Source organism: Streptomyces sp. NPDC005303 (assembly GCF_040607335.1).
Lineage (GTDB): Bacteria > Actinomycetota > Actinomycetes > Streptomycetales > Streptomycetaceae > Streptomyces.
On record NZ_JBEXGM010000031.1, the window covers coordinates 63,125 to 87,919 of the forward strand.

The 24,795-nt window shown below is 71.0% G+C and carries 21 protein-coding genes; 10 read left to right on the forward strand and 11 right to left on the reverse strand.

Annotated features, from left to right (window positions below; translation table 11 throughout):
• Positions 1–44 precede the first annotated feature (44 nt).
• The gene (locus ABZT93_RS32100) at positions 45–1,214 is read right to left on the reverse strand and encodes a TadA family conjugal transfer-associated ATPase (RefSeq protein WP_356111333.1); all 1,170 of its coding nucleotides are present in this window, start codon (positions 1,212–1,214) and stop codon (positions 45–47) included.
• A gap of 188 nt (positions 1,215–1,402) precedes the next feature.
• Positions 1,403–2,515, reverse strand: coding sequence for a septum site-determining protein Ssd (gene ssd, locus ABZT93_RS32105; protein WP_356111288.1), 1,113 nt, complete (start codon positions 2,513–2,515; stop codon positions 1,403–1,405).
• Between the two features lie 607 nt (positions 2,516–3,122).
• Between ssd and ABZT93_RS32110 the strand changes: the two genes are divergently transcribed.
• Positions 3,123–3,956: an HAD family hydrolase gene (locus ABZT93_RS32110; protein WP_356111290.1), complete on the forward strand. Its 834-nt coding sequence runs from the start codon at positions 3,123–3,125 to the stop codon at positions 3,954–3,956.
• Between the two features lie 337 nt (positions 3,957–4,293).
• Here ABZT93_RS32110 and ABZT93_RS32115 read toward each other — a convergent pair whose 3' ends face one another.
• Positions 4,294–5,118 (reverse strand): oxidoreductase, encoded by an 825-nt coding sequence (locus ABZT93_RS32115; protein WP_356111292.1) that lies wholly within the window; start codon positions 5,116–5,118, stop codon positions 4,294–4,296.
• Between the two features lie 101 nt (positions 5,119–5,219).
• On the opposite strand from ABZT93_RS32115, the gene ABZT93_RS32120 reads away from it, so the two are divergent.
• Positions 5,220–6,200: an ATP-binding protein gene (locus ABZT93_RS32120; protein WP_356111293.1), complete on the forward strand. Its 981-nt coding sequence runs from the start codon at positions 5,220–5,222 to the stop codon at positions 6,198–6,200.
• 18 nt (positions 6,201–6,218) lie between these two features.
• On the opposite strand, the gene ABZT93_RS32125 is transcribed toward ABZT93_RS32120, so the two are convergent.
• Positions 6,219–7,496: a hypothetical protein gene (locus tag ABZT93_RS32125; protein WP_356111294.1), complete on the reverse strand. Its 1,278-nt coding sequence runs from the start codon at positions 7,494–7,496 to the stop codon at positions 6,219–6,221.
• A 297-nt stretch (positions 7,497–7,793) separates the two neighbouring features.
• Between ABZT93_RS32125 and ABZT93_RS32130 the strand changes: the two genes are divergently transcribed.
• On the forward strand, positions 7,794–10,202 hold the full coding sequence (locus ABZT93_RS32130; protein ID WP_356111295.1) for a SulP family inorganic anion transporter: 2,409 nt from the start codon (positions 7,794–7,796) through the stop codon (positions 10,200–10,202).
• Positions 10,203–10,255: 53 nt separating this feature from the next.
• Here the strand turns inward: ABZT93_RS32130 and ABZT93_RS32135 are convergent, their stop codons facing one another.
• Together ABZT93_RS32135 and ABZT93_RS32140 are read right to left on the reverse strand one after the other, a co-directional pair.
• A complete protein-coding gene (locus ABZT93_RS32135; protein WP_356111296.1) occupies positions 10,256–10,843 on the reverse strand; it encodes a hypothetical protein in 588 nt (195 codons plus the stop codon).
• Positions 10,840–11,445 carry an RNA polymerase sigma factor gene (locus ABZT93_RS32140; protein ID WP_356111298.1) on the reverse strand — a complete coding sequence of 202 codons (606 nt, stop codon included), beginning with the start codon at positions 11,443–11,445 and terminating at the stop codon, positions 10,840–10,842. Before ABZT93_RS32140 ends, ABZT93_RS32135 begins: the two co-directional genes overlap by 4 nt.
• 303 nt (positions 11,446–11,748) lie before the next feature.
• On the opposite strand from ABZT93_RS32140, the gene acs reads away from it, so the two are divergent.
• The 5 genes from acs to ABZT93_RS32165 all read left to right on the forward strand — a co-directional run bounded on the left by acs (position 11,749) and on the right by ABZT93_RS32165 (position 17,127).
• Positions 11,749–13,707 carry an acetate--CoA ligase gene (gene acs, locus ABZT93_RS32145; protein WP_356111299.1) on the forward strand — a complete coding sequence of 653 codons (1,959 nt, stop codon included), beginning with the start codon at positions 11,749–11,751 and terminating at the stop codon, positions 13,705–13,707.
• A gap of 169 nt (positions 13,708–13,876) precedes the next feature.
• Positions 13,877–15,295 (forward strand): Na+/H+ antiporter NhaA, encoded by a 1,419-nt coding sequence (gene nhaA, locus ABZT93_RS32150; protein ID WP_356111301.1) that lies wholly within the window; start codon positions 13,877–13,879, stop codon positions 15,293–15,295.
• Between the two features lie 74 nt (positions 15,296–15,369).
• A complete protein-coding gene (locus tag ABZT93_RS32155) occupies positions 15,370–15,876 on the forward strand; it encodes a phage holin family protein (RefSeq protein ID WP_356111303.1) in 507 nt (168 codons plus the stop codon).
• A complete protein-coding gene (locus tag ABZT93_RS32160) occupies positions 15,873–16,814 on the forward strand; it encodes an alpha/beta hydrolase (RefSeq protein ID WP_356111305.1) in 942 nt (313 codons plus the stop codon). The genes ABZT93_RS32155 and ABZT93_RS32160 overlap by 4 nt, the downstream gene beginning before the upstream one ends.
• 127 nt (positions 16,815–16,941) lie before the next feature.
• Positions 16,942–17,127 (forward strand): hypothetical protein, encoded by a 186-nt coding sequence (locus ABZT93_RS32165; RefSeq protein WP_356111307.1) that lies wholly within the window; start codon positions 16,942–16,944, stop codon positions 17,125–17,127.
• Positions 17,128–17,149: 22 nt separating this feature from the next.
• Here ABZT93_RS32165 and ABZT93_RS32170 read toward each other — a convergent pair whose 3' ends face one another.
• The 3 genes from ABZT93_RS32170 to nth all read right to left on the reverse strand — a co-directional run bounded on the left by ABZT93_RS32170 (position 17,150) and on the right by nth (position 20,633).
• Complete coding sequence (locus tag ABZT93_RS32170) at positions 17,150–18,349, reverse strand: MarP family serine protease (RefSeq protein WP_356111309.1); 1,200 nt, start codon at positions 18,347–18,349, stop codon at positions 17,150–17,152.
• Positions 18,350–18,439: 90 nt separating this feature from the next.
• The gene (locus ABZT93_RS32175; protein WP_356111335.1) at positions 18,440–19,129 is read right to left on the reverse strand and encodes a CoA pyrophosphatase; all 690 of its coding nucleotides are present in this window, start codon (positions 19,127–19,129) and stop codon (positions 18,440–18,442) included.
• 538 nt (positions 19,130–19,667) lie between these two features.
• Entirely contained in the window at positions 19,668–20,633 is a 966-nt protein-coding gene (gene nth, locus ABZT93_RS32180; RefSeq protein WP_356111311.1) for an endonuclease III, read from the reverse strand.
• 336 nt (positions 20,634–20,969) lie between these two features.
• On the opposite strand from nth, the gene ABZT93_RS32185 reads away from it, so the two are divergent.
• Positions 20,970–21,644: a Crp/Fnr family transcriptional regulator gene (locus tag ABZT93_RS32185; RefSeq protein ID WP_007383667.1), complete on the forward strand. Its 675-nt coding sequence runs from the start codon at positions 20,970–20,972 to the stop codon at positions 21,642–21,644.
• A gap of 348 nt (positions 21,645–21,992) precedes the next feature.
• Positions 21,993–22,817 (forward strand): nucleotidyltransferase domain-containing protein, encoded by an 825-nt coding sequence (locus tag ABZT93_RS32190; protein WP_356111313.1) that lies wholly within the window; start codon positions 21,993–21,995, stop codon positions 22,815–22,817.
• 28 nt (positions 22,818–22,845) lie between these two features.
• Here the strand turns inward: ABZT93_RS32190 and ABZT93_RS32195 are convergent, their stop codons facing one another.
• Together ABZT93_RS32195 and ABZT93_RS32200 are read right to left on the reverse strand one after the other, a co-directional pair.
• On the reverse strand, positions 22,846–23,676 hold the full coding sequence (locus tag ABZT93_RS32195) for an MBL fold metallo-hydrolase (RefSeq protein ID WP_356111315.1): 831 nt from the start codon (positions 23,674–23,676) through the stop codon (positions 22,846–22,848).
• Entirely contained in the window at positions 23,673–24,542 is an 870-nt protein-coding gene (locus ABZT93_RS32200; protein ID WP_356111317.1) for an NUDIX hydrolase, read from the reverse strand. The genes ABZT93_RS32195 and ABZT93_RS32200 overlap by 4 nt, the downstream gene beginning before the upstream one ends.
• Positions 24,543–24,795: the final 253 nt, after the last annotated feature.

Consider the following 24,795-nt stretch of genomic DNA (forward strand, 5'->3'; position numbering starts at 1 on the left):
ATCCGCGCCCCTCGCCGCCAACCCCTCACCCGCACCCACCCGAGTCATCCGCCCTCCCCCGACCCCCGCATCGCACCCCCGAGCAACCCCCTCAGCCGCTCCCATCCCCGCTCGTACGCGAAGGCCTCCGCTCCCCACCGCAGCGCCGGCACCGTCCGCACCAGCCCTGTGGAATCCCGCTCCAGCACCCGCACCTCGGCGATCCGCCGCCGCCCGGCCCGGTCGCGCACGAGATGCAGCACGACCGACAGCGCGGCCGCCAACTGGCTGTGCAGCGCGGCCCGGTCGAGCCCAGCCGCCGTACCCAGCGCCTCCAGACGGGCCGGTACATCGGCCGCCGCGTTGGCGTGGACCGTTCCACAGCCGCCCTCATGACCCGTGTTCAACGCGGCCAGCAGATGCACCACTTCGGGCCCGCGCACCTCGCCCACGACGAGCCGGTCCGGCCGCATCCGCAGGGCCTGTCGCACCAGGTCCTCGAGCGTGACGAGCCCGGCGCCCTCCTGGTTGGCGGGTCTCGTCTCCAGCCGGACGACATGCGGATGGTCCGGCCTGAGTTCCGCCGAGTCCTCCGCGAGCACGATCCGCTCGCCCGGCCCGACGAGCCCCAGCAGCGCGCTCAGCAACGTCGTCTTCCCGGTGCCTGTCCCGCCGCTGATGAGGAAGGACAGCCGGGCATCGAGCAGCGCCCGCAGCACCCGGTCCCCGCCCGGCGGCACCGTGCCGGCCGCGACCAGTTCGTCCAGCGTGAACGCGCGGGGACGTACGACCCGCAACGACAGACAGGCACAGCCGACGGCGACCGGAGGCAGCACCGCGTGCAGCCGCGTTCCGTCCGGCAGCCGAGCGTCGACCCAGGGCCGGGCGTCGTCGAGGCGCCGCCCCACCACCGCGGCCAGCCGCTGCGCGAGCCGTCGTACGGCAGCCGTGTCGGGGAAGGAGACAGCGGTCAGTTCGAGTCCGCCGCCCCGGTCCACCCATACCCGGTCCGGCGCCGACACGAGGACGTCCGTCACCGACGGGTCGGCGAGCAACGGCTCCAGCGGCCCGCTGCCGACCAGCTCGGAGCGCAACAGCTCGGCGGCGCCCAGTACTTCGGTGTCCCCGAGGACCCGTCCCTGCTCACGCAGCGCCTGTGCCACCCGCGCGGGCGTCGGTTCGGCCCCGCTCTCGGCCAGCCACTGCCGTACGCCGGCCAGCAGCCCGGGAGCCATGTCCGCAGCGGCGGCCGACGATGCCGTGGGCACCCCCGCCAGGGCTGTCCCCAGTCGCCCGGCAGTGCCGACCGGCACCTGGCCCGGCCACCGTCGCTCGACGGGACCCGCTACCGGATCAGCCGTCCGCCGCACCTTGGCAGGACCGTCCTCCGCGCCGTCCACCCGCTCGAACCCCGAGAACACGCTCATTCCGCCCCCGCCTCCGCCAACGCGCGCTCCCAGAACTCCTTGCAGAACCGCGCCAGCGGTCCCCGTACGGACGCGCCCGGCGGTGATCCGCTGCCCTGTGGCCGCTGGAGCGCCGACTCGACCGGGACCTCGCCCACCAGGGGGAGGCCCAGCAGACGGGCCACCTCGCGGTCGTCGAGGCCGGGTGCGTACGGGCCGCGGACCGCCACCCGCAGGTCGCGCAGGACCATGCCGACCGCCGAGGCCACTCGGCCGGCCGCGGCGACGGCGCGCAGTTCGGCGGGGACCACGAGGATCCCGAGGTCGAGTTGGGCGAGGGCCTCGGCGACGCCGTCGTCGAGGCGGCGGGGCAGGTCGACGACGACGGTGCCGCCCCGGCGCCGGGCCGCGGCGAGCACCGCCCGTACGGCCTGGGGCGGGACGGCGATGCGGTCGCCGCGGTCCCAGCTCAGGACCCGCAGCGAGTGCAGCCTCGGCAGCGACTCCTCCAGGGCGCCGCCGCCGACACGGCCGCGCGAGGCGGCGAACGCGGGCCAGCGCAGCCCTTCGGTGCTCTCGCCACCGAGGAGTACGTCGAGTCCGCCGCCCAGCGGATCGGCGTCCACCAGAAGCGTGCGCAGGCCCTCACGCGCGGAGGTGACGGCGAGGGCACACGCGAGCGTGGAGGCTCCGGCCCCGCCGCGGCCGCCGATGACGCCGACGGTGAGGGCGGGGCGGCCGACGCCCTCGGTGACGTCGGCAATCCGGTCGACCAGCCACTGCTCGCCGTCGGGCAGCATCAGGACGTGGTCGGCGCCGATCTCGACGGCCCGTTTCCACACCCCGGGGTCGTCCTGGTCCCGGCCGACGAGCACCACTCCGCGCCTGCGGGCGGCCCCGCGCACCCGCCGTGCGGCGTCGTCGCCGACCAGGACGAGCGGGGCGGCCTCCCAGCTGCCTCTGGGCTGGGGCACCCCGTGGTGGACCTCGGCGGTCGCCCCGGCCGCCGCGCACAGCCGCAGCAGGTCGTCGAGCAGGTCTTCGTCCTCCGTGACGATCAACGGCCGGCCCGGTCGCCCTCCGGCGGCGGGCTGCCCCTCATGTGTGACGGCTGCGGTCACGGTCTCCATCCCCCTTCACCGCGCCACCCGGAGCCCCCAAGGGCCCGCGCGGCGCCTCTCTCACGCGGCCCCTACGGCCCCGCGATTCCCAAACGTGTGAAGAACCGGCAACCGGCCTCCATATGAACGGCCGATACGAACCGGCCAAACACACCCGACAAACCAGAACCGGCCATGAAGTCGACCGGAGCGGGACGTGTGGGAATCACGGTGCAGCCATCCCGGAAATCGTGTGGATCTTGGTCGATAACTGTGGACAACTCATCGGTTGTGAATATCGCCGTCACTCATACCGGTGAGCTCATGCCGGCCGTGCACGACTTCCACAGAGCAGCACTCCAACTACTCTCAGTAACCGATCATGGGCATGCAGAAGAGGCGACCGAAGCCGCCTCGAAGTAGTCACAGAACCGCGTACGGAAGAGGAAAAACCCACCCGGACATGCGACGACCCCCACCGGGGGGGAGAGTGGGGGTCGTCTCCACGGCCGACTCGGGGGGGGAGGAGCCGGACCGGGTTAGCACGGTCGCGAACGATCCGTGACTTCCATGGTGTACCCGAGAGCCCTCTCAGGCAAACCCACGCGCCTCACCTTACGCCGAATGGGCTGCGCCTATGCTCGGGGTCGTGGAAAACCACTCCTTGCCCCGCACAGCCGCCTTCTTTGACCTGGACAAGACGGTCATTGCCAAGTCGAGCACGCTCACCTTCAGCAAGTCGTTCTACCAGGGCGGGCTGATCAACCGCCGGGCCGCCTTGCGGACCGCATATGCGCAGTTCGTCTTCCTCGTCGGCGGTATGGACCACGACCAGATGGAGCGGACCCGCGAGTACCTGTCCGCGCTCGTGCGCGGCTGGAACGTCCAGCAGGTCAAGGAGATCGTGGCCGAGACCCTCCACGAACTGATCGACCCGCTCATCTACGACGAGGCCGCCTCCCTCATCGAGGAGCACCACACCGCGGGGCGGGACGTCGTCATCGTCTCCACGTCGGGCGCCGAGGTGGTCGAGCCGATCGGTGAACTCCTGGGCGCCGACCGGGTGGTGGCGACCCGCATGGTCGTGGGCGAGGACGGCTGCTTCACCGGCGAGGTGGAGTACTACGCGTACGGCCCGACCAAGGCCGAGGCGATCAAGGAGCTGGCGGAGTCCGAGGGGTACGACCTGGAGCGCTGCCACGCCTACAGCGACTCGGCGACCGACCTGCCGATGCTCCAGGCCGTGGGCCATCCACACGCGGTCAATCCCGACCGGACACTGCGCCGCGAGGCCCTCGCGCGTGGGTGGCCGATTCTCGATTTTCACCGGCCGGTCCGACTCAAGCAGCGGCTGCCCGGATTCGCCGTACCGCCCCGCCCGGCGCTCGTCGCGGTCGCCGCGCTGGGAGCGGCGGCGGCGACGGCAGGCCTCGTCTGGTACACGAATCGACGGCGGTCGACAGTAGCCTGAGGCGATTCCATCCACTTGGCGCCTATTTGCGGCCAAAAGTAAAGAACGGCAGCCAGGGGTTCCGCTTGCTCCGGTCCAGGAGTACAAAGGGGTTAACGGCCCGCGAGACCAAGGACATCCGAGAGGATCACCTTAATAACGCATTTGGCCCCACGGACCGAGCATGGACACCGAGCACCCACGCGACGTCGACCCGTCGATTACGGGCCAGCCGCACCAGGTGACGGGCGAAGTTCCCGACCTGATGGGCAACATATCGAGGACGCTTGGTAACCCGGTGAACATGCCAGCGGCGGTACGAATCCTTTCGTACCGCCGCAACCCTGTTCCGGGGTTTTTACGCCGCGCCGCGCTGGAGCGCCTCGCACACCGCCGTCGACTCACGAGCGCCCAGTTCGATCGCGCTGCCGCAGTGGGCGATCCAGGCGGCCATGCCCTCGGGGGTGCCGGAGACGTATCCGTCCAGCGCCGCCAGATAGGCCGCACGGCCCAGTTCGGCGTGACCGACCTCCGCCGGACAGACCGACTTCGGGTCGAGACCGCTGCCGACCAGGACGATCCGCGCGGCCGCGCGCGCGACCAGGCCGTTGTACGAGACAAAGGGCCTGAGAGCGAGGAGCTCACCCTGCACGACGGCAGCCGTGACCAGGGCGGGGGCCGAACTGCCCGCGATGATCAGCTCGGACAGGCCCTCCAGCCGGCCGGAGATCTCGGCCGCGCCCGGCAGGGGCAGTTCGATGAGCGGCTCGTCGACGCCCTCGCCGGCCTGGCGGGGACGCCCGATCTCGTCCTCGTCGGTCGCCGCGGCGACCAGATGCAGCCGGGCCAGCACCCGCAGGGGTGACTGCCGCCAGATGGACAGCAGTTGGCCGGCCTCGGCGGTCAGCCTGAGGGCGGCGCCCATGACCCGCGCCTCGTCGTCGACGCCGAAGTCCGAGCGCCTGCGGACCTCTTCGAGGGCCCAGTCCGCGCCGGACAACGCGGCCGAGCCGCGGGCGCCGCGCAGGGCGGCCTCGGAGGTGATCTCGTTGCTGCGGCGCCGCATGACACGGTGTCCGTAGACCCGGTCCACGGACTTGCGCACGGACTCCACGGAGTCGGCCACCCCGGGCAGCGAGCCCAGGGCCGCGAGCGGATCGGCGTTCGCGCCTGTCGTACTCATGAGTGCGACACTACGCAACCCGGCCGCGTACCCCTCGATGGAGTGGTCTTCTTCACGCACGTCTGCCACATACAGCTATCGCTCGACTACGCTTGGTGAACATGAAAATTGCTTTCGTCGGGAAGGGCGGCAGCGGCAAGACCACCTTGTCCTCCCTGTTCATCCGCCACCTCGCGGCCGCCGGAGCTCCGGTCGTCGCCGTCGACGCCGACATCAACCAGCACCTGGGGCCGGCACTCGGCCTGGACGAGGCGGAGGCGGCCGCGCTGCCCGCCCTGGGCGAGCGGCTGCCGCTGATCAAGGCGTATCTGCGCGGCACCAACCCGCGGATCGCCTCGGCCGCGGAGATGATCAAGACCACCCCGCCCGGCGAGGGCTCGAGGCTGCTGCGGGTGCGCGAGGACAACCCCATCTACGACGCCTGCGCCCGGCCTGTGGAACTCGACGGCGGCATCGTCCGCTTGATGGTCACCGGCCCCTTCAGCGACGCCGACCTGGGGGTCGCCTGCTACCACTCCAAGACGGGAGCGGTGGAGCTCTGCCTGAACCACCTGGTCGACGGCCCGGGCGAGTACGTCGTGGTGGACATGACGGCCGGCTCGGACTCCTTCGCCTCCGGCATGTTCACCCGCTTCGACATCACGTTCCTCGTCGCCGAGCCGACCCGGAAGGGGGTCTCCGTCTATCGCCAGTACAAGGAGTACGCCCGCGACTTCGGCGTCGCCCTGAAGGTCGTCGGCAACAAGGTGCAGAGCCAGGACGACCTCGACTTCCTCCGTGCCGAGGTCGGGGACGACCTGGTGGTGACGGTCGGGCACTCCGACTGGGTGCGCGCCCTGGAGAAGGGCCGGCCGCCCCGGTTCGCCCTCCTGGAGGACGTCAACCGCCACGCCCTGCACCAGCTGCGGACGGCCACCGACGCGACGTACGACCTGCACGACCAGGTGCGCTACACCCAGCAGATGGCGCACTTCCATCTGAAGAACGCCCAGGCGTGGGGCAACGAACGCACCGGGGTCGACCTGGCGGCGCAGATCGACCCCTCGTTCGTGCTCAGTGAGAGCGCGGTGGCGTCCGTCTGAGGACAGTCACCGAGGCGCCTACTGCCTCCTGGCCGCCGGTGCCCCCGGTACGCCCTTCGGTGCCGGGGCGGGTCGGCCGGACAGGAAGGCCTGCCAGCCCTGCTTCGGTGCCTCGCCGACCCCGAGCGCACGCAGCTTCTCGAGGGTCTGCGGGTCCTGGGCGTCCAGCCAGTCGGCAAGCTGCCGGAAGGAGACACAGCGCACGTCGGGCTTGTTGCACACCCGTTCGACGGTCTCCTGGACGGCGCGCATGTAGGTGCCGCCGTTCCAGGACTCGAAGTGGTTGCCGATGATCAGCGGCGCGCGGTTGCCGTCATAGGCCCGGTGGAAGCCCGTGAGCAGGCCGTCGCGCATCTGGTCGCCCCAGAACTCGTACTTGCTCGGGTCGCCCTGGGTCCTGGTGCCGGACTGGTTGACCATGAAGTTGTAGTCCATGGTGAGCTGCTCGTAGGAGTGCCCGGGGAAGGGCACGAGCTGCATCGACAGGTCCCACAGGCCCTGCTTCTTCCGCGGCCAGAGCTGTTCGTTGACGCCGCTGGTGTCGTAGCGGAAGCCGAGCTCGCTCGCGGCCCTCATGAAGTTCTTCTGGCCCTCCAGGCAGGGGGTGCGGGCGCCGATGAGCTCCTTGTCGTAGTCGAAGGGCAGCGGGGAGGCCTTCGTCATCCCGGTGTTGGACTTCCAGGACTTCACGAACTTCTTCGCCTGGGCGATCTCGTCCTTCCACTCCGCGACCGACCACTGGCCGACCCCGCCGCCGCTGCCGCAGAAGTGGCCGTTGAAGTGGGTGCCGATCTCGTTGCCCTCCAGCCACGCGAGGCGCAGCTGCCTGACGGTGTCGGCGATGCCCTGCTCGTCGTTGAAGCCGATGTCGGAGCGGCCCGGGGAGTGCTGCGGCGGCTTGTACTCGTCGCGCTTCTCCTCCGGCAGCATGTACACGCCGCTCAGGAAGTACGTCATCGTCGCGTGGTTCGCTTTGGCGACCTTGCGGAAGTGGGAGAACAGCTTCTGGCTGTCCTCGCCGGCGCCGTCCCAGGAGAACACCACGAACTGCGGTGGCTTCTCGCCGGGCCCCAGGCGTTGGGCCCTGGGCAGGTGCGGCTGTGCTCCGGTGTACGCGGTGGAGCCGTCGCCGATCAGGCGGAACACCCGCTTGGGCGGTGCCTGGGCGGGCTTCGCCTTCTGGGGGCCGGCCGCTCCTCCCTCGGCGGTGTCGGCACCGGTCGCGCAACCGGCGAGCGAGGCGGCGCAGACCGCGGCGACCACGGCTCCTGCGGCAATCCTGTGGGTGGCGGCCATGTTCCGCCCACCTTCTTCCTTCTCTCGGGGCAACGACAGCGCCGCCAAGTTCGCACGAGCCCGAGAGGGAATTAGTACGACAAGCCGATGAAATTGCCACTTCACCCATTCAGGTGAGTTGTTCACCTATTTGCCCGGAAAGTCTATGCCTGCCCTTTACTCTGCATTACGATCCGTTTACCGAGCGTTGATTCATCCCGCCGCTGCACGCCGTGACCCACGGCCGCGACCCGACCCCCGTCGTCGACGGGGGACCACCTGTTCCGCGACCGCGCTGCCCCGGAGGAGACGGGAAAAATGTCAGCCTGTGTTCCCACCCGCGCCACCGACCCGAGCGACTCGCACCACGCGAGGCGCAGCCACCCATCCCACAGCCCCCCGCCGACCCCGCCCCGCCGCTTCCGTGTCGAGGGCGCCGACGTGTCGGCCTCCGTCGCGGTCTTCCTGATCGCCCTGCCCCTGTCCCTGGGCATCGCCCTCGCCACCGGAGCCCCCCTCCAGGCCGGCCTCGTGGCCGCCGCCGTCGGAGGGATCGTCGCCGGCCGGCTGGGAGGCTGCCCGCTCCAGGTCAGCGGCCCCGCCGCCGGACTCACCGTGGTCACCGCCGACCTGATCCACCGCTACGGCTGGCGGACGACCTGCGCCATCACCGTTCTCGCCGGAGTGGTCCAACTCGGCCTCGGCTGCCTGCGCGTGGCCCGTACCGCACTCGCCGTCAGCCCGGCGATCGTGCACGGCATGCTCGCCGGCATCGGCGTCACCATCGCCGTCGCCCAGTTGCACATCGTCCTCGGCGGCACCCCGCAGAGCTCCGTCCTGGACAACCTCCGTGCCCTGCCGGCCCAGTTGGCGCGTCTGCAGCCCGCCGCGGTCTCGGTGAGCGTGCTGACCCTGGCACTGCTCCTCCTCTGGCCGCGCCTCCCGGGCCGGGCGGGCCACCTCCTGCGCAGGATCCCGGCCGCCCTCGTGGCCGTCGCCGGAGCCACCACCGCCGCCTGCCTCGCCGGGCTGACCGTACCGAAGGTCGACCTGCCGTCCTGGAGCAGCCATGCCCTGGCCGGACTGCCCGAGGGTCCCGTGCTGGGGCTCACCGCCGCCGTGCTCACCACCACCCTGGTGTGCAGCGTGCAGTCGCTGCTGGGCGCCGTCGCCGTCGACAAGCTGGCGGCGGGACGCCCCGACCTGATCGCCGCGAGCCCCGGTCCGGGCCGCCGTGCCCGGGTCGGCCGCTCCGACCTGGACCGCGAACTGCTCGGGCAGGGCGCCGCCAACATCGTCTCCGGCTCCCTCGGCGGACTGCCCGTCGCCGGAGTGGCGGTGCGCAGTTCGGCGAACGTCCAGGCGGGTGCCGTCAGCCGGAACTCCACGATGCTGCACGGCGTACTCGTAGTGATCGCCGCGCTGCTGATGGTCCCGGTCCTCGAGTTCATCCCGCTCGCCTCGCTCGCCGCCCTGGTGATGGCCGTCGGCATCCAGATGGTGTCCCTGCACCACATCCGCACGGTGACCCGCCACCGAGAGGTCCTGGTCTACGCCGTCACCACCCTCGGCGTCGTCGTGTTCGGCGTCCTGGAGGGCGTGACGCTGGGGATCGCCGTCGCCGTCGCCGTCTCCCTGCACCGCCTCACCCGCACCCGGATCACGCACTGCGAGAGGGAAGGAGTCCACCACGTACACGTCCGAGGGCAGTTGACGTTTCTCGCGGTGCCCCGGCTCAGCCGGGCCCTGCATCTCGTCCCCCAGGGGGCGGCCGCCGTCGTGGAGCTGGACGGGTCGTTCATGGACCACGCGGCGTACGAATCGCTGCAGGACTGGCAGAAGACGCACACCGCGCAGGGCGGTTCCGTCGAGCTGACGGGGCGCAGACCGGGGACGCGCATCGCAGAGCTGTCCGACTCCGCCCACTGCCGCTGCCGCCCCTGGACGGCCTGGCGCAACCACCAGTGCGAGCGCCCATACACCGGTCACGCCGCCGGGCAGCCCGGTGCGTCCGGCGAGCCCTGTGCCGCACAGGCTCCGGGCGCGCCCCGCGAGTCGAGTGGGCAGGAACTGGCGCGAGGCATCAGCGCGTTCCAGCGCAACACCGCGCCGATCGTGCGAGGCGAGCTGGCCCGGCTGGCGCGTGAGGGCCAGCGGCCGGACCAGCTCTTCCTCACCTGCGCCGATTCGCGGCTGGTCACCTCGATGATCACCTCCAGTGGTCCGGGCGACCTGTTCGTGGTGCGCAATGTGGGCAACCTCGTCCCTCTGCCCGGTGAGGAGAGCGGGGACGACTCGGTGGCGGCCGCGATCGAGTACGCGGTGGACGTGCTGAAGGTGCGCTCCATCACGGTGTGCGGGCACTCCGGCTGCGGGGCCATGCAGGCGCTGCTCAACTCCGAACCGGGCGGCACCCAAACCCCGTTGAAGCGGTGGCTGCGGCACGGACTGCCCAGCCTGGAGCGGATGGCCGACGGCAGCCGGCCCTGCGCCAGGCTTGCCGGGCGGCCGCCCGCCGACGCGGTCGAGCAGCTCTGTCTGACCAACGTGGTCCAGCAGTTGGAGCATCTGAGCGCCCATGACTCGGTCGCCCACGCCCTGCGGGAGGGAGAGCTGGAGCTGCATGGAATGTACTTCCACGTGGGTGAGGCCCAGGCGTACCTGCTCACCGGGGCGCACGGGGACGGGCTGTTCGGCCATGTGGAGGCGGCGGACCTGCCGGCGTGAGTCTCGCGGGTGTGCGGCCTCTCCAGGAGGGGCCGCACACCGCCGGAGGAGCGCTAGGTCCGCTGAGACCGGTTCTCCGTCGGCTTCACGGGGACACAGGCCTGGACGTCGGCCTCCGTCGGATAGACGTAGACCCGGTACGGCTCCGCCCGGTCGTTGAGGTTCAAGAAGACCAGCACATTGCCACGGTGCAGGGTGATCTTCCGGCTCCACTGAAGAACGAAGATCGGCACCCGCTCGCCCTGCTCGTTCGTTCCCCAGAGCACCGGATCACCCTTGCAGACATAGCCGGGCCGAAGGATCTGCACATCCATCCCGATGCCGTTCCGGCTCAGCTTCCGCGCGAGTTCGCGCTGCGCCTCCACGTCGATGTCCTGGTCCTTGACCGTGAGGGTGACGGTGCCGTCGTCGTGGCGCTCCACGGCGTACGCCGGAGACTGGGCCGGCGTCCCCGGTGACAGCACCACCGCGAGCCCGGCCGCCGCACAGAGCCCCGCGGCCAGGGCGAGCCGACGGCCCGTGAACAGAGGGCGCCGTGCGCCACGCACCGAAACGGACTCCCGCCGATCGATCTCCCGTCGCTCGATCTCCCCCTGCAACTCCGCCAGCAGCCGGTCCTCGAAGGTCGTCCTCGTGGTCATGTCGCTCCCCCGGTTTCTTCCGTGACGTACGACAGGAAGGTGCCGTACAGCTCCCCACCCGGTGCTTCCGCCTGCTCCCGCAGTGACTTACGCGCCCTGTGCAGCCGTACCCGGGCCGCGACCTGGCTGATCCCCAACGCCGTGGCCGCCTCGCCGACCGTCAGTTCGTCGACCGCGACCAGCTCCAGGACGGCTCTCTCCCCCGCGGGGAGCCGTTCCAGTGCGGCCAGGGCGCGGCGGCCCGGGCTCTCCGCGTCGAGCTTGTCCTCCAGGCGGGCGATGTCGTCGGGCTCCAGCAGTCGGCGCCCCGAGATGCGCAGGTCGCGGTCGGTCTCGCGGGCGAGCCGACGGCGCTCCCCGGCGACCACGTTGCGCGCGATGCCGTACAGCCACGCCCGCTCGCTGCCCCGGGACGGGCGGTAGGTGTGGGCGGAGTCCAGGACCGCCAGGAAGATCTCGGCCGTCAGGTCTGCGACCGTGTGAGGGTCCGCGACACGCCGGGCCACGAAAGACGTCATGGCGTCCACATGGCGCCGGTAGAACTCTTCGAAGAGCTGTGGGTCGCGAACCGCGGCCCGCGGTCCGCCCCGTATCCCGTCCACTCGGGCTCCCTTCTCGTCGGTGCGTCGAAGCGCCGGTACGCCGATGCCTCGGCACGTCGGTGCGTTGGCGTATCGGTCCGCCGGGTGCATCGACGGCGCTTCACCCGTACTTGGGCGGGAGTGTGAAAGGCGTTACAGGCGCTGAACTCCGCCTGGTCGGCGTACGTGGGTACGGATGACCATGGCCGACGGACTCGACCCCCACAGGTCTAAACCAATTTCCGGTCGACCCTTGTCATCGCACCCCCGGTCTGATGAGCTGTGGCCTGGGACACAACGGACACCCTGGGAAAGGCAGATGCCGTGAGCAACGAAAGCCTGGCCAACCTGCTCAAGGAAGAGCGCAGGTTCGCACCCCCCGCCGACCTGGCCGCGGGCGCCAATGTCACGGCGGAGGCGTATGAGCAGGCCAAGGCTGACCGGCTGGGTTTCTGGGCCGCGCAGGCCCGCCGGCTGAGCTGGGCCAAGGAGCCGACCGAGACCCTGGACTGGTCGAACCCGCCGTTCGCCAAGTGGTTCCAGGACGGCGAGCTCAACGTGGCGTACAACTGCGTCGACCGGCATGTCGAAGCGGGCAACGGCGACCGGGTCGCCATCCACTTCGAAGGCGAGCCCGGCGACAGCCGCGCGATCACCTACACCGAGCTCAAGGACGAGGTCTCCAAGGCCGCGAACGCCCTGCTGGAGCTGGGCGTCCAGAAGGGCGACCGGGTCGCCGTCTACATGCCGATGATCCCCGAGACGGCGGTCGCGATGCTCGCGTGCGCCCGGATCGGCGCCGCGCACTCCGTGGTCTTCGGCGGCTTCTCGGCGGACGCCCTCGCCACCCGCATCCAGGACGCCGACGCCAAGGTCGTCATCACCTCCGACGGCGGCTACCGGCGCGGCAAGCCGTCCGCGCTCAAGCCGGCCGTGGACGAGGCGGTCGCCAAGGCCGGCAACGTCGAGCATGTGCTGGTCGTGCGCCGTACCGGCCAGGAGGTCGCCTGGGACGACAGCCGGGACGTGTGGTGGCACGAGATCGTCGAGCGGCAGTCCGCCGAGCACACCCCCGAGGCGTTCAACGCCGAGCAGCCGCTGTTCATCCTCTACACGTCCGGCACGACGGGTAAGCCGAAGGGCATCCTGCACACCTCCGGCGGCTACCTCACCCAGACCGCGTACACCCACCACGCCGTCTTCGACCTCAAGCCGGAGACCGACGTCTACTGGTGCACGGCCGACGTCGGCTGGGTCACCGGGCACTCGTACATCGTCTACGGCCCGCTCGCCAACGGCGCCACCCAGGTCATGTACGAGGGCACCCCGGACACCCCGCACCAGGGCCGCTTCTGGGAGATCGTCCAGAAGTACGGGGTGACCATCCTCTACACGGCACCCACCGCCATTCGTACGTTCATGAAGTGGGGCGACGACATCCCCGCGAAGTTCGACCTGTCCAGCCTGCGGGTGCTGGGGTCCGTGGGTGAGCCGATCAACCCCGAGGCGTGGATCTGGTACCGCAAGCACATCGGCGCCGACCGCACCCCGATCGTGGACACCTGGTGGCAGACCGAGACCGGCGCGATGATGATCTCCCCGCTGCCGGGGGTCACCGCGACCAAGCCCGGTTCCGCGCAGACGCCACTGCCCGGCATCTCCGCCACCGTCGTCGACGACGAGGCTCAGGAAGTCCCGAACGGCGGAGGCGGCTACCTCGTCCTCACCGAGCCGTGGCCGTCGATGCTGCGCACCATCTGGGGCGACGACCAGCGCTTCCTCGACACGTACTGGTCGCGCTTCGAGGGCAGGTACTTCGCCGGTGACGGCGCCAAGAAGGACGATGACGGCGACATCTGGCTGCTGGGCCGCGTCGACGACGTCATGCTCGTCTCCGGGCACAACATCTCGACCACCGAGGTGGAGTCCGCGCTCGTCTCCCACCCCTCGGTCGCCGAGGCGGCCGTCGTCGGTGCCGCCGACGAGACGACCGGGCAGGCCATCGTCGCCTTCGTGATCCTGCGCGGCACGGCGAACGCCGAGGACGAGGGCCTGGTCGCCGGTCTGCGCAACCACGTCGGCGCCACCCTCGGCCCGATCGCCAAGCCCCAGCGGATCCTGCCGGTGCAGGAACTGCCGAAGACCCGTTCCGGCAAGATCATGCGCCGACTGCTGCGGGACGTCGCCGAGAACCGCCAGCTCGGTGACGTGACCACGCTGACGGACTCCACGGTCATGGACCTCATCCAGGCCAAGCTGCCGGCCACGCCCAGCGAGGACTGAGGCTCATGCCCAGCGAGGGCTGACGTACTCCTGAAAGGGGTGCCCGACGCGGAAGCGCGCCGGGCGCCCCTTTTAGGTAAACTAAACAAAACAGCGTGACCCTCAAGGTGTGCCGGGAAGTCTGGTCGGCAAGCAGCACTGCCCTGCCCACCGACCGGAGGTCCCCCCGATGCCCGCGCCCACTCGTAAGGTCCTCGGACGACTCTCCCTCCCCGAGCGCACCTTCATCGCGGACGCGCTGCGCACCGAGACGGTCGGCGGTGTGCTGCTGCTGTTCGCCGCCATCGCCGCGCTGGTCTGGGCGAACGTCCCCGCGCTGCACGGCAGTTACGAGACCGTCAGCAACTACCACCTGGGTCCCGCGGCCCTCGGACTGAACCTCTCGATCGAACACTGGGCGGCCGACGGACTCCTCGCGATCTTCTTCTTCGTGGCCGGCGCCGAGCTCAAGCGCGAGCTGGTCGCCGGTGACCTGAAGGACCCCAGGGCGGCCGCGCTGCCCGTGGCGGCGGCCCTGTGCGGCATGGCCGTACCGGCACTCGTCTACGCGCTCACCAACCTCATCGGCGACGGCTCCCTGTCCGGCTGGGCCGTGCCCACCGCCACCGACATCGCCTTCGCGCTCGCCGTGCTCGCCGTCATCGGCACCTGGCTGCCGAGCGCGCTGCGCGCCTTCCTGCTGACCCTCGCCGTCGTCGACGACCTCTTCGCGATCCTGATCATCGCGGTCTTCTTCACCGCCGACATCGAATTCGCCGCGCTCGGCGGCGCCGCCCTCGGCCTCGCGGTCTTCTGGCTGCTGCTGCGCAAGGGCGTGCGCGGGTGGTACGTCTATGTCCCGCTCGCGCTGGTGATCTGGGCGCTGATGTACAACAGCGGCATCCACGCCACGATCGCGGGCGTCGCGATGGGCCTGATGCTGCGCTGCACCAGGAGGGAGGACGAGAAGCGCTCCCCGGGCGAGCACATCGAGCATCTCGTACGGCCGCTCTCGGCCGGCCTGGCGGTCCCGCTGTTCGCCCTCTTCAGTGCGGGCGTCTCCGTCTCCGGCGGCGCGCTCGGCGATGTGTTCACCCAGCCGGAGACGCTGGGCGTGGTGTTCGGGCTGGTCCTCGGCAAGGCGCTCGGCATCTTCGGCGGGACCTGGCTGACGGCCCGTTTCACCCGGGCCTCGCTCAGCGACGACCTCGAGTGGGCCGACGTGTTCGCGGTGGCCACTCTCGCCGGTATCGGCTTCACCGTGTCGCTGCTCATCGGGGAGCTCGCTTTCGACGGCGACGCGACGCTGACCGACGAGGTCAAGGCGGCCGTACTCCTCGGCTCGCTCACCGCGGCGACCCTCGCGACCGTGCTGCTGAAGCTGCGCAACGCCAAGTACCGCAGGCTGTACGAGGCCGAGGAGCGCGACGACGATCTCGACGGCATCCCGGACGTGTACGAGGAGGACGACCCGGCGTACCACCTGCGAATGGCCGCCATTTACGAGGGCAAGGCCGCCGAGCACCGCCGGATCGCCGAGCGCAAGACCGCCGAGCGGCTTGCCGAAGTGGCGGGTGGGGCAGGCGAGGAGGACGACCGTCGGGCATGATCTGACGGGACGGTACAAAAGTCACGGCCCACAAAGGGTCCCGGTAACGAGTCCCAGTGAAGAGGGAGACCGCGATGAGCGCACCCGACGGCAGCCCGGTCGGCGCCGAACGCAGCATCGGCCAGCTGTTCGCCTCGGCGACGACCGAGATGTCGGCGCTGGTGCACGACGAGATCGCGCTGGCGAAGGCTCAGCTCAAGCAGGACGTCAAGCGGGGCGCGATGAGCGGCGGCGCGTTCAGCGTGGCCGGCGCGGTCCTGCTGTTCTCCCTGCCGATGCTCAACTTCGCGCTGGCGTACGGCATCCGGACCTGGAGCGACTGGAACCTCGCGGTCTGCTTCCTGCTGTCCTTCGCCGCCAACGTCCTCGTCGCGCTCGTCCTCGCGCTGATCGGTGTCGTCTTCGCGAAGAAGGCGCAGAAGGGCAAGGGCCCGCAGAAGGCCGCCGCCTCGATGAAGGAGACGGCGGGCGTGCTGCAGAACGCCAAGCCCCACCCGCGCCCCGACAACGACGCCAAGGTCCTCGAGGAGCGGGTCCGAAACACGAAGGCCATCGAGGCTGTGGCACGCTCGTCGTCATGACCGACCCCGCCACCCCTTCGGCGCAGCAGCCCGCCTCTCTCGTACGGCCCGACGGTCCCTGGACACACCGGGACGTGGCCGCCAACGGCGCGCGCTTCCACATCGCCGAACTGGGCGACGGACCGCTCGTGATGTTCCTGCACGGCTTCCCCCAGTTCTGGTGGACCTGGCGCCACCAGCTGGAGGCGCTCGCCGACGCCGGCTTCCGGGCCGTGGCCATGGACCTGCGCGGCGTCGGCGGCAGCGACCGCACCCCGCGCGGCTACGACCCCGCCAACCTCGCCCTCGACGTCACCGGCGTGATCCGCTCCCTCGGTGAGCCGGACGCCGCCCTGGTCGGCCATGACCTGGGCGGTTATCTGGCGTGGACGGCGGCCGCGATGCGTCCCAAGCTCGTACGACGACTCGCGGTCGCCTCGATGCCGCATCCCCGGCGCTGGCGCTCGGCGATGCTCTCGGACGTCAAGCAGACGCGGGCCGGTTCCTACATCTGGGGGTTCCAGCGGCCCTGGGTCCCCGAGCGGCAGCTGACCGCGGACGACGGCGCGCTGGTCGCCGAGCTGATCCGGGACTGGTCAGGGCCGCGGCTGCCGGACGACAAGGCGGTGGAGACGTACCGCGCGGCGATGTGCATCCCCTCCACGGCGCACTGCTCGGTCGAGCCGTACCGCTGGATGGTGCGGTCGATGGCCCGTCCCGACGGCATCCAGTTCAACCGGCGCATGAAGCGGCCCGTCCGCGTGCCGACCCTGCATCTGCACGGCTCGCTGGACCCGGTGATGCGGACGCGCAGTGCGGCCGGGTCCGGGGAGTACGTCGAAGCACCGTACCGCTGGCGGCTGTTCGACGGTCTGGGGCACTTCCCGCACGAGGAGGATCCGGTCGCCTTCTCGACCGAACTGATCAATTGGCTGAAGGATCCCGAACCCGATCGGTGACCGCGGCATCGCGCCCGGTATCCGGATCTGAACACCTGTCCTACGAACGGCCACTTGCCCGGCGCATAGGCCAATTGGGGGGCGTGGGGGCGGTTATCGACCTTGGGGCGGGGGCACACGTCCGGGTATGGGCTGGACGCACGACTACGGTGACGCAGCACGCAATCGACGCTCGGGCGCTGCCCTGAGCTCCCGCCATCAGGGTGGTGCCCCGCAACTGGCGGGCGGCACGGACCTCAGGGTGGGCATTCCGCGCATCCTGCGCCGCCGGGCCCGCTGGGTCTCGGTACGGCTGCGTCACCCCCGAGGCTGACGCGCCTGTCCTCCGACACCCCTCACAGCGCGCAGCTGTCGCTGTCCACCTGCTGGTTCGCGGTGCGCCCCTTGGCGATGTCCTCCTGGATCTCGTCCGCGGTGAGCGCGTATCCGGTGTCGGCGTCGTCGAGCGACTTCGCGAAGACCACGCCGTACACCCTGCCCTGCGGGGTCAGCAGCGGACCGCCTGAGTTGCCCTGGCGGACGGTCGCGAAGAGGGAGTAGACGTCGCGGTCGACGGTGCCGCGGTGGTAGATGTCCGGTCCGTGGGCGTCGATGCGCCCGCGCACACGCGCGGAGCGGACGTCGTACGCGCCGTTCTCCGGGAAGCCCGCGACGATCGCGCTGTCGCCGCTGGCGGCGTCCTCGGACGTGAACCGCAGCGCGGGCGCGTCCAGGTCGGGCACGTCCAGGACGGCGATGTCGCGCTGCCAGTCGTAGAGGACGATCGTGGCGTCGTACTTCCTGCCCTCGCCGCCTATCTGGACCGTGGGCTCGTCCACGCCGCCGACGACATGGGCGTTGGTCATGACGCGGCGGTCGCCGAAGACGAAGCCGGTGCCCTCCAGGACCTTGCCGCAGCTCTGCGCGGTGCCCATGACCTTGACGATGGAGCGCTGGGCGCGGGTGGTGACAGCACTGTGCGCGAGCTTGGGGTCGGGCGGCTGGACCGCCTTGATCGGCTCGTTGCTGAACGGGCTGAAGACCTGCGGGAAGCCGTTGTCCGCGAGGACCGAGGTGAAGTCCTTGAACCAGGTGTCCGCGTCGGAGGGCAGCACCTCCTGGACGCCGAGGAGCACCTTGGAACCGCGCACCTCCTTGCCGACCGTGGACATCGTGGTCTGAGCGAGCATGGCACCGATCAGCCAGGCCACCAGAAGCATCGCCACGACGTTGACGAGGGCGCCGCCGGTGGCGTCGACGGCACGCGCGGGCGACCAGGTGATGTACCGGCGCAGTTTGTTGCCGAGGTGGGTGGTCAGGGCCTGACCGACGGAGGCGCAGACGATCACGATGACGACGCCGACGACGGCGGCGACCGTGCCGACCTCCGCGTGGTCGGTCAGCGCGTCCCAGACGACGGGAAGGGTGTAGACGGCGACGAGACCGCCGCCCAGGAATCCGATCACCGACAGGATGCCTACGACGAAGCCCTGGCGGTAGCCGACGATCGCGAACCACACGGCGGCGACCAGCAACAGGATGTCCAGCACGTTCACCGGTTCGAGCCTCGCCTCATCACTTCGCGTTCACCACAGGTCGCCGGCCGGGGGCTGTCCCCGGGAAGACACAGCACGGACGCCACCCTGTCATGCGCGCCAGTCGAGCGGGACCTGCTTCTCGCGGTCCCAGGGGCGCTCCCAGCCCGCGAAGTGCAGGATCCGGTCGATGATTCCGGCGGTGAAGCCCCACACCAGGGCCGATTCGACCAGGAATGCCGGACCTCGGTGTCCGCTGGGGTGGACGGTGGTCGCACGGTTGTCGGGGTCCGTGAGATCCGCCACGGGAACGGTGAAGACGCGGGCGGTCTCGTTCGGATCGACGACGCCGACCGGGGTGGGCTCGCGCCACCAGCCCAGGACCGGGGTCACCACGAAGCCGCTGACCGGGATGTACAGCTTGGGCAGCACGCCGAAGAGCTGGACGCCGGACGGGTCGAGGCCGGTCTCCTCCTCGGCCTCACGCAGGGCGGCCCTGAGCGGTCCGTCGCCCTTCGGGTCACCGTCCTCCGGGTCGAGCGCGCCGCCGGGGAACGACGGCTGCCCGGCGTGCGACCTGAGCGAACTCGCCCGCTCCATGAGCAGCAGCTCGGGTCCACGCTCGCCCTCGCCGAACAGGACCAGCACGGCCGACTGCCGCCCCGCGCCGTTCGCCGGCGGCAGGAAGCGGCTCAGCTGGAGCGGCTCGATGGTCTCCACAGCGCGCACCACCGGGTCCAGCCAGCTCGGCAGGCCGTCCTTGCTGACCGTCACGCCCTTCGTACGGCTCGCCCGTGTCATCGCCACCCCCGTCGTCCTGCACTGCCCAACGCTTGGCGGGCCCTAGATCGTTCCGTGGTCATTCGGGCCCAGCCCGACGCTCCCACCCGACCTGACACCTCAGCCCGGCCCGTCACTCCAACCGAGCCAGACAGCCCAGCCCAGCCCGGCACTCCAGCCCAGCCCGGCACTCCCGCCGAACCCGGCACTCCCGCCGAACCCAGCCCCTCCGCCCGGCCCGTCACTCCGGCCCAGCGAAACGCTCCCACCCGACCTGACGCCTCAGCAGCCCAGCTCAACTCGCGCGGCCGGCCCAGCACTCCGGACCGACCCGGCGCTCCGGAGCCACCAGGCATTCCTGCCCTACGGCCGCTCGCACCCGCGCGACGGCACCGCCCAGCTGGACCGACCCGCGGCCCCCGCCCGCCTGCCCAGTCGCCCCGGGCCTGCGTCCGCGTCCCGCAGGGGCCGCCTCGTCGCCCGGGTGATCCGACCGGCCGCACCGCGCGGGCGGCCCCGCCGACCCGTGCCGGTCCTTTCAGCCACGCCGTCCGCAGCCTCACCCGGCGACCCCCAGGGGCGGCGCGGCCTTTCCGCCCGCGTCCAGGTAGGCCTGCGGCGGGTTCAGCCGCTGACCCGGGAAGCCGCCCTTCTCGTACTTGAGGAGCTTCTGCGCCTTCTCCGGGTCTGTCTCGCCCTCGCCGTAGGCCGGGCAGAGCGGGGCGATGGGGCAGGCGCCGCAGGCGGGCTTGCGGGCGTGACAGATGCGGCGGCCGTGCCAGATGACGTGGTGCGACAGATCCGTCCAGTCGCTCTTGGGGAAGAGCGCGGACACGGCGGCCTCGATCTTTTCGGGGTCGGTCTCGTCGGTCCACTGCCAGCGCCTGACCAGCCGCATGAAGTGCGTGTCGACGGTGATCCCGGGCCGCCCGAAGGCGTTGCCGAGGACGACGAAGGCGGTCTTGCGACCCACACCGGGCAGTGTGACGAGGTCGTCGAGCCGCCCCGGGACCTCGCCGCCGAAGTTCTCCACCAGCGCCTTGGACAACCCTATGACCGACTTGGTCTTGGCCCGGAAGAACCCGGTCGGCCGGAGGATCTCCTCGACCTCCTCGGGGTTGGCCGCGGCCAGATCCTCGGGCGTCGGGTACTTGGCGAACAGCGCGGGGGTGGTCTGATTGACCCTCAGGTCGGTGGTCTGCGCGGACAGGACCGTCGCCAGGATCAGCTGGAAGGGATTCTCGAAGTCCAACTCGGGGTGGGCGTACGGGAACACCTCCGCGAGCTCGCGGTTGATGCGCCGGGCACGGCGGACGAGGGCGGTCTGCGACTCGTTCCTCGGGGGCTTGGTGGCAACCGTCTTCGCGGCAACCGTCTTCGTGGCCGAGGCCTCCTTCACCGCGGCCGCCGCCTTCTCGGGAGCGACGGCCGCCTTCTTCACAGCGGTCGCCTTCTTCACGGCAGCGGCCTTCCGCACGGGAGCCGCCTTCTTCGCCGCCTTCTTCGCCGAAGCCCTCTTCTCCACCGGAGCCTTCCCTGCCGCTTTTGCCGTTTTCTTTCCGCCCCCGACGCCCTGTTCGCCCACAGCGGAATCTCGACGGGTAACCACCCGTTCAGCCCCCTTGGCCTGTGCTCTCACCGGCGTTTTGGACACCCGGCCAGCCTAGAGCCCGGCACTGACATCCGCCCCGGACCCCGAAGACCGGCCCCCAATTGGACCCCTGCCGCTTACCCAGGGACATGTGTGCGGCATCCTTGTGACAGATCACACTGTTTGGACCGTCCGGCAAAATGGGCACCGGGTTCCCCTGGTACCAAGGGGGAACAAGATCCCCTGAGCAGGTCGACAAGGAGAGAACTCGTGGACGACGTTCTGCGGCGCAACCCGCTCTTCGCGGCACTCGACGACGAGCAGTCCGCGGAACTGCGCGCCTCCATGAGTGAGGTGACTCTCGCGCGTGGCGACTCCCTGTTCCACGAGGGCGACCCGGGCGACCGGCTCTACGCGGTCACCGAGGGCAAGGTGAAGCTCCACCGCACCTCCCCCGACGGCCGCGAGAACATGCTGGCCGTTCTCGGCCCCGGCGAACTCATCGGGGAGCTGTCGCTCTTCGACCCGGGCCCGCGCACCGCGACCGCCACCGCGCTGACCGAGGTCAAGCTGCTCGGCCTCGGCCACGGTGACCTTCAGCCCTGGCTGAGCGCGCGTCCCGAGGTGGCCTCCGCGCTTCTGCGGGCCATCGCGCGGCGACTGCGCAGGACCAACGACCAGATGTCCGACCTGGTCTTCTCGGACGTGCCGGGCCGCGTGGCCCGCGCGTTGCTCGACCTCTCCCGCCGCTTCGGTGTGCAGTCCGAGGAGGGCATCCACGTCGTCCACGACCTCACGCAGGAGGAGCTGGCCCAACTGGTCGGCGCCTCCCGCGAGACGGTCAACAAGGCCCTCGCGGACTTCGCCCAGCGCGGCTGGCTGCGCCTGGAGGCCCGCGCGGTGATCCTCCTGGACGTCGAGAGGCTCGCCAAGCGCTCGCGCTGAGCACGGATCGTGGTACGACGTCCAAGGGCCTTGCCGCGCGGCAGGGCCCTTCGCGTGTCGCGGGGGACGAACACGCACAGGGCTGTGGACATCGCCGCGGGAGACCGTGACCGGCCGCTGGGACAAGCCGCCGGCTTGCGGGCGGGCGCCGGACGACGCCGTCGTGGACGTCGGATCCAAGCTGCCCGGCGCCGCGTCCGGTGACGCGACCGCCGCCGCCTGCCGCTCCCACAGCACCTCACGCCGCCTGTGCGTCCTTCCGCCAGGCCCACCACGTTCGGCTCCACACGGGCCGCCCAGGGCCGTTGATGTGCTGTCCCGGGGCCTGCCCCCGGGCACAGTGATCCCATGGACGCCGAAACCGTTCCCCCCATCGCCCCCAAAGGGCTCGACGCCCAGGGCTACATCGAGCGCGAGGGCTCCCTCGGGCGGATCCCGCAGCCCTTCCGTCCCGTCGTCGCCGCAGCCCGCGACCGGGTGCTGGACCTGTTCGGGCCGAGGCTGCACAGCGCCTACCTCTACGGCTCGATTCCGCGCGGCACCGCGCGTGTGGGCCGCAGCGACCTCGACCTCCTGCTCGCCCTGCGGGACGAACCGACGGACGCGGACCGGGAGGACGTACGGGGGCTCGGGGAGGCGCTCGACAAGGAGTTCCCGCAGATCGACGGCGCCGGAACACTGCTGTACGGCCGGGATGTCCTGCTGAGCGACCTGGAGCGGCACGACATGGGCTGGTTCGTGGCCTGTCTGTGCACCCCGCTGCTCGGCGACGACCTGGCGGAGTACCTCCCGCGCTACCGCCCCGACGCCGTCCTGGCCCGTGAGACGAACGGCGACCTCGCCCTCCTGCTCCCCCGCTGGCGCGAACGGATCGAGGCGGCGGACTCCGACACGACCCGCGCCCGCCTGGTCCGCTTCATGTCCCGCCACCTGGTCCGCACCGCGTTCACCCTGGTCATGCCCCGCTGGAACGGCTGGACGAGCGACCTGGGAGAGATGGCGGAGGTCTTCGGCGCGTACTACCCGGAGCGCGCCGAGCAGCTACGGGCGGCAGCCGTCCTGGGCCGCACCCCCATCGCCGACACCGCCGTACTGCGCACGTACGCCGACGATCTGGGCCCCTGGCTTGCGGACGAGTACACGCGCGTGCACGGCACGAAGACCCCTAGATGAGCCCGTGGCCCTGGGTGAGCCCATGCTCCTAGATGAGCCCGTGCTCCTCCAGATACTCCATTTGGGCCCGCACCGACAGCTCGGCGGCGGGCCAGAGCGAGCGGTCCACGTCGGCGTACACATGTTCTACGACGGCACCGGGCGTCCGGTATCCGTCCTCCACGGCCGTCTCGACCTGGGCGAGCCGGTGGGCCCGGTGGGCGAGATAGAACTCGACGGCACCCTGGGCGTCCTCCAGGACGGGCCCGTGGCCCGGCAGGACGGTGTGAACGCCGTCGTCGACCGTCAGGGACCTCAGCCGCCGCAGGGAGTCCAGATAGTCGCCCAGGCGGCCGTCCGGGTGGGCCACGACGGTCGTACCGCGCCCCAGGATGGTGTCACCGGTCACGACGGCCTGATCGGCCGGGAGATGGAAGCACAGCGAGTCGGCGGTGTGGCCGGGCGTCGGGACGACCCTCAGCTCCAGCCCGCCGACGCGCACCACGTCCCCCGCGCCGAGCCCCTCCTCGCCCAGCCGCAGCGCGGGGTCGAGGGCCCGCACCTTGGTGCCGGTCAGCCCGGCGAAACGGACGGCGCCCTCGGCGTGGTCGGGGTGGCCGTGGGTGAGCAGCGTGAGCGCGACCCGCTTGCCGGCCGCCTCGGCGGTGTCGACGACCGCGCGGAGGTGGCCCTCGTCGAGCGGGCCGGGGTCGACGACCACCGCCAGCTCCGAGTCCGGCTCCGACAGGATCCAGGTGTTCGTCCCGTCCAGGGTCATCGCGGAGGCGTTGGGCGCGAGGACGTTGACGGCTCGCTCTGTGGCGGGGCCCGAGAGGACCCCGCCCCGTGGCTGGCCGGGGAGGGCTGCGGCGTCGGTCATGCGGAGGCTCCACCGGTCGGGATGTGTTTGGTGAACTCGTCGTGCCCCGGCCAGGAGAGCACGATCTCCCCGTCCACCAGCCGGGCCCGCGCGAGCACAGGGGTCAGGTCACGGTCGGGGGCGGCGGCGAGCGCGTCGGCGGCGGTGCCGTACGCGGTGAGCTGCCGCAGCGTGGCGATGGTGGGCGGCATCATCAGCAGCTCGCCCTTGTCGTAGCCGTCCGCCGCGTCCTGGGGCCGGATCCACACCGTACGGTCGGCCTCGGTGGAGGCGTTGCGGGTGCGCTGTCCCTCCGGGAGGGCGGCGACGAAGAACCACGTGTCATAGCGGCGGGGTTCGAACTCGGGGGTGATCCAGCGGGTCCAGGCCCCGAGCAGATCCGACCGCAGGACCAGCCCCCGGCGCTCCAGGAACTCGGCGAAGGACAGATCCCGGGCCACGAGAGCGGTACGGTCCGCCTCCCACTCCGCGCCCGTGGTGTCACCGACCACCGACTCGGCCGTCGGCCCGGCCAGCAGCACGCCCGCCTCCTCGTACGTCTCCCGCACCGCCGCGCAGACGATCGCCTGAGCCGTCGTCTCGTCCACCCCCAGCCGAGCCGCCCACCACGCGCGTGTGGGGCCCGCCCAGTGGATCTGGAGCTCGTCGTCACGGGGGTCGACGCCACCGCCGGGATAGGCGTACGCACCGCCGGCGAACGCCATGGACGCCCGCCTGCGCAACATGTGCACGACGGTTCCGGTCGCCGTGTCCTTCAACAGCATCACGGTGGCGGCGCGTCTGGGCACGGCCGGCCGCAGCGTGCCGTCCGCGAGCGCGCGGATACGGTCCGGCCATTCCGCTGGGTACCACTGCCCGTTTGCCATGGGCGGAGGCTAACTCGTGGGGGGCGGATGTTCGAGGGCCGGGCGCCTGGAGGAGTGCCAGGTCAGGTTGTCGGGCGAGTGCGGGTGCGTCCTGGCTGGTCGCGCAGTTCCCCGCGGGCAGCTGCGCTGGGCTTGAACCAGGCGCCTACAGGAGTGCCGGGTCAGGTTGTCGGGCGAGTGCGGGTGCGTCCTGGCTGGTCGCGCAGTTCCCCGCGCCCCCAGGGGGTGCGGTCACCTGCGCGACGACGGACCG

Excerpts from the sequence above, each read along its gene's own strand:
- ABZT93_RS32200 (WP_356111317.1), bottom strand. The coding sequence starts at position 24,542 with ATGGCAAACGGGCAGTGGTACCCAGCGGAATGGCCGGACCGTATCCGC.
- ABZT93_RS32110 (WP_356111290.1), top strand. The coding sequence starts at position 3,123 with ATGCTCGGGGTCGTGGAAAACCACTCCTTGCCCCGCACAGCCGCCTTC.
- ABZT93_RS32100 (WP_356111333.1), bottom strand. The coding sequence starts at position 1,214 with ATGGCTCCCGGGCTGCTGGCCGGCGTACGGCAGTGGCTGGCCGAGAGC.
- ABZT93_RS32130 (WP_356111295.1), top strand. The coding sequence starts at position 7,794 with ATGTCAGCCTGTGTTCCCACCCGCGCCACCGACCCGAGCGACTCGCAC.
- ABZT93_RS32135 (WP_356111296.1), bottom strand. The coding sequence starts at position 10,843 with ATGACCACGAGGACGACCTTCGAGGACCGGCTGCTGGCGGAGTTGCAG.
- nhaA (WP_356111301.1), top strand. The coding sequence starts at position 13,877 with ATGCCCGCGCCCACTCGTAAGGTCCTCGGACGACTCTCCCTCCCCGAG.
- ABZT93_RS32190 (WP_356111313.1), top strand. The coding sequence starts at position 21,993 with ATGGACGCCGAAACCGTTCCCCCCATCGCCCCCAAAGGGCTCGACGCC.
- ABZT93_RS32165 (WP_356111307.1), top strand. The coding sequence starts at position 16,942 with ATGGGCTGGACGCACGACTACGGTGACGCAGCACGCAATCGACGCTCG.
- ABZT93_RS32115 (WP_356111292.1), bottom strand. The coding sequence starts at position 5,118 with ATGAGTACGACAGGCGCGAACGCCGATCCGCTCGCGGCCCTGGGCTCG.
- ABZT93_RS32195 (WP_356111315.1), bottom strand. The coding sequence starts at position 23,676 with ATGACCGACGCCGCAGCCCTCCCCGGCCAGCCACGGGGCGGGGTCCTC.
- ssd (WP_356111288.1), bottom strand. The coding sequence starts at position 2,515 with ATGGAGACCGTGACCGCAGCCGTCACACATGAGGGGCAGCCCGCCGCC.
- ABZT93_RS32155 (WP_356111303.1), top strand. The coding sequence starts at position 15,370 with ATGAGCGCACCCGACGGCAGCCCGGTCGGCGCCGAACGCAGCATCGGC.
- ABZT93_RS32175 (WP_356111335.1), bottom strand. The coding sequence starts at position 19,129 with ATGACACGGGCGAGCCGTACGAAGGGCGTGACGGTCAGCAAGGACGGC.
- ABZT93_RS32120 (WP_356111293.1), top strand. The coding sequence starts at position 5,220 with ATGAAAATTGCTTTCGTCGGGAAGGGCGGCAGCGGCAAGACCACCTTG.
- ABZT93_RS32160 (WP_356111305.1), top strand. The coding sequence starts at position 15,873 with ATGACCGACCCCGCCACCCCTTCGGCGCAGCAGCCCGCCTCTCTCGTA.
- ABZT93_RS32125 (WP_356111294.1), bottom strand. The coding sequence starts at position 7,496 with ATGGCCGCCACCCACAGGATTGCCGCAGGAGCCGTGGTCGCCGCGGTC.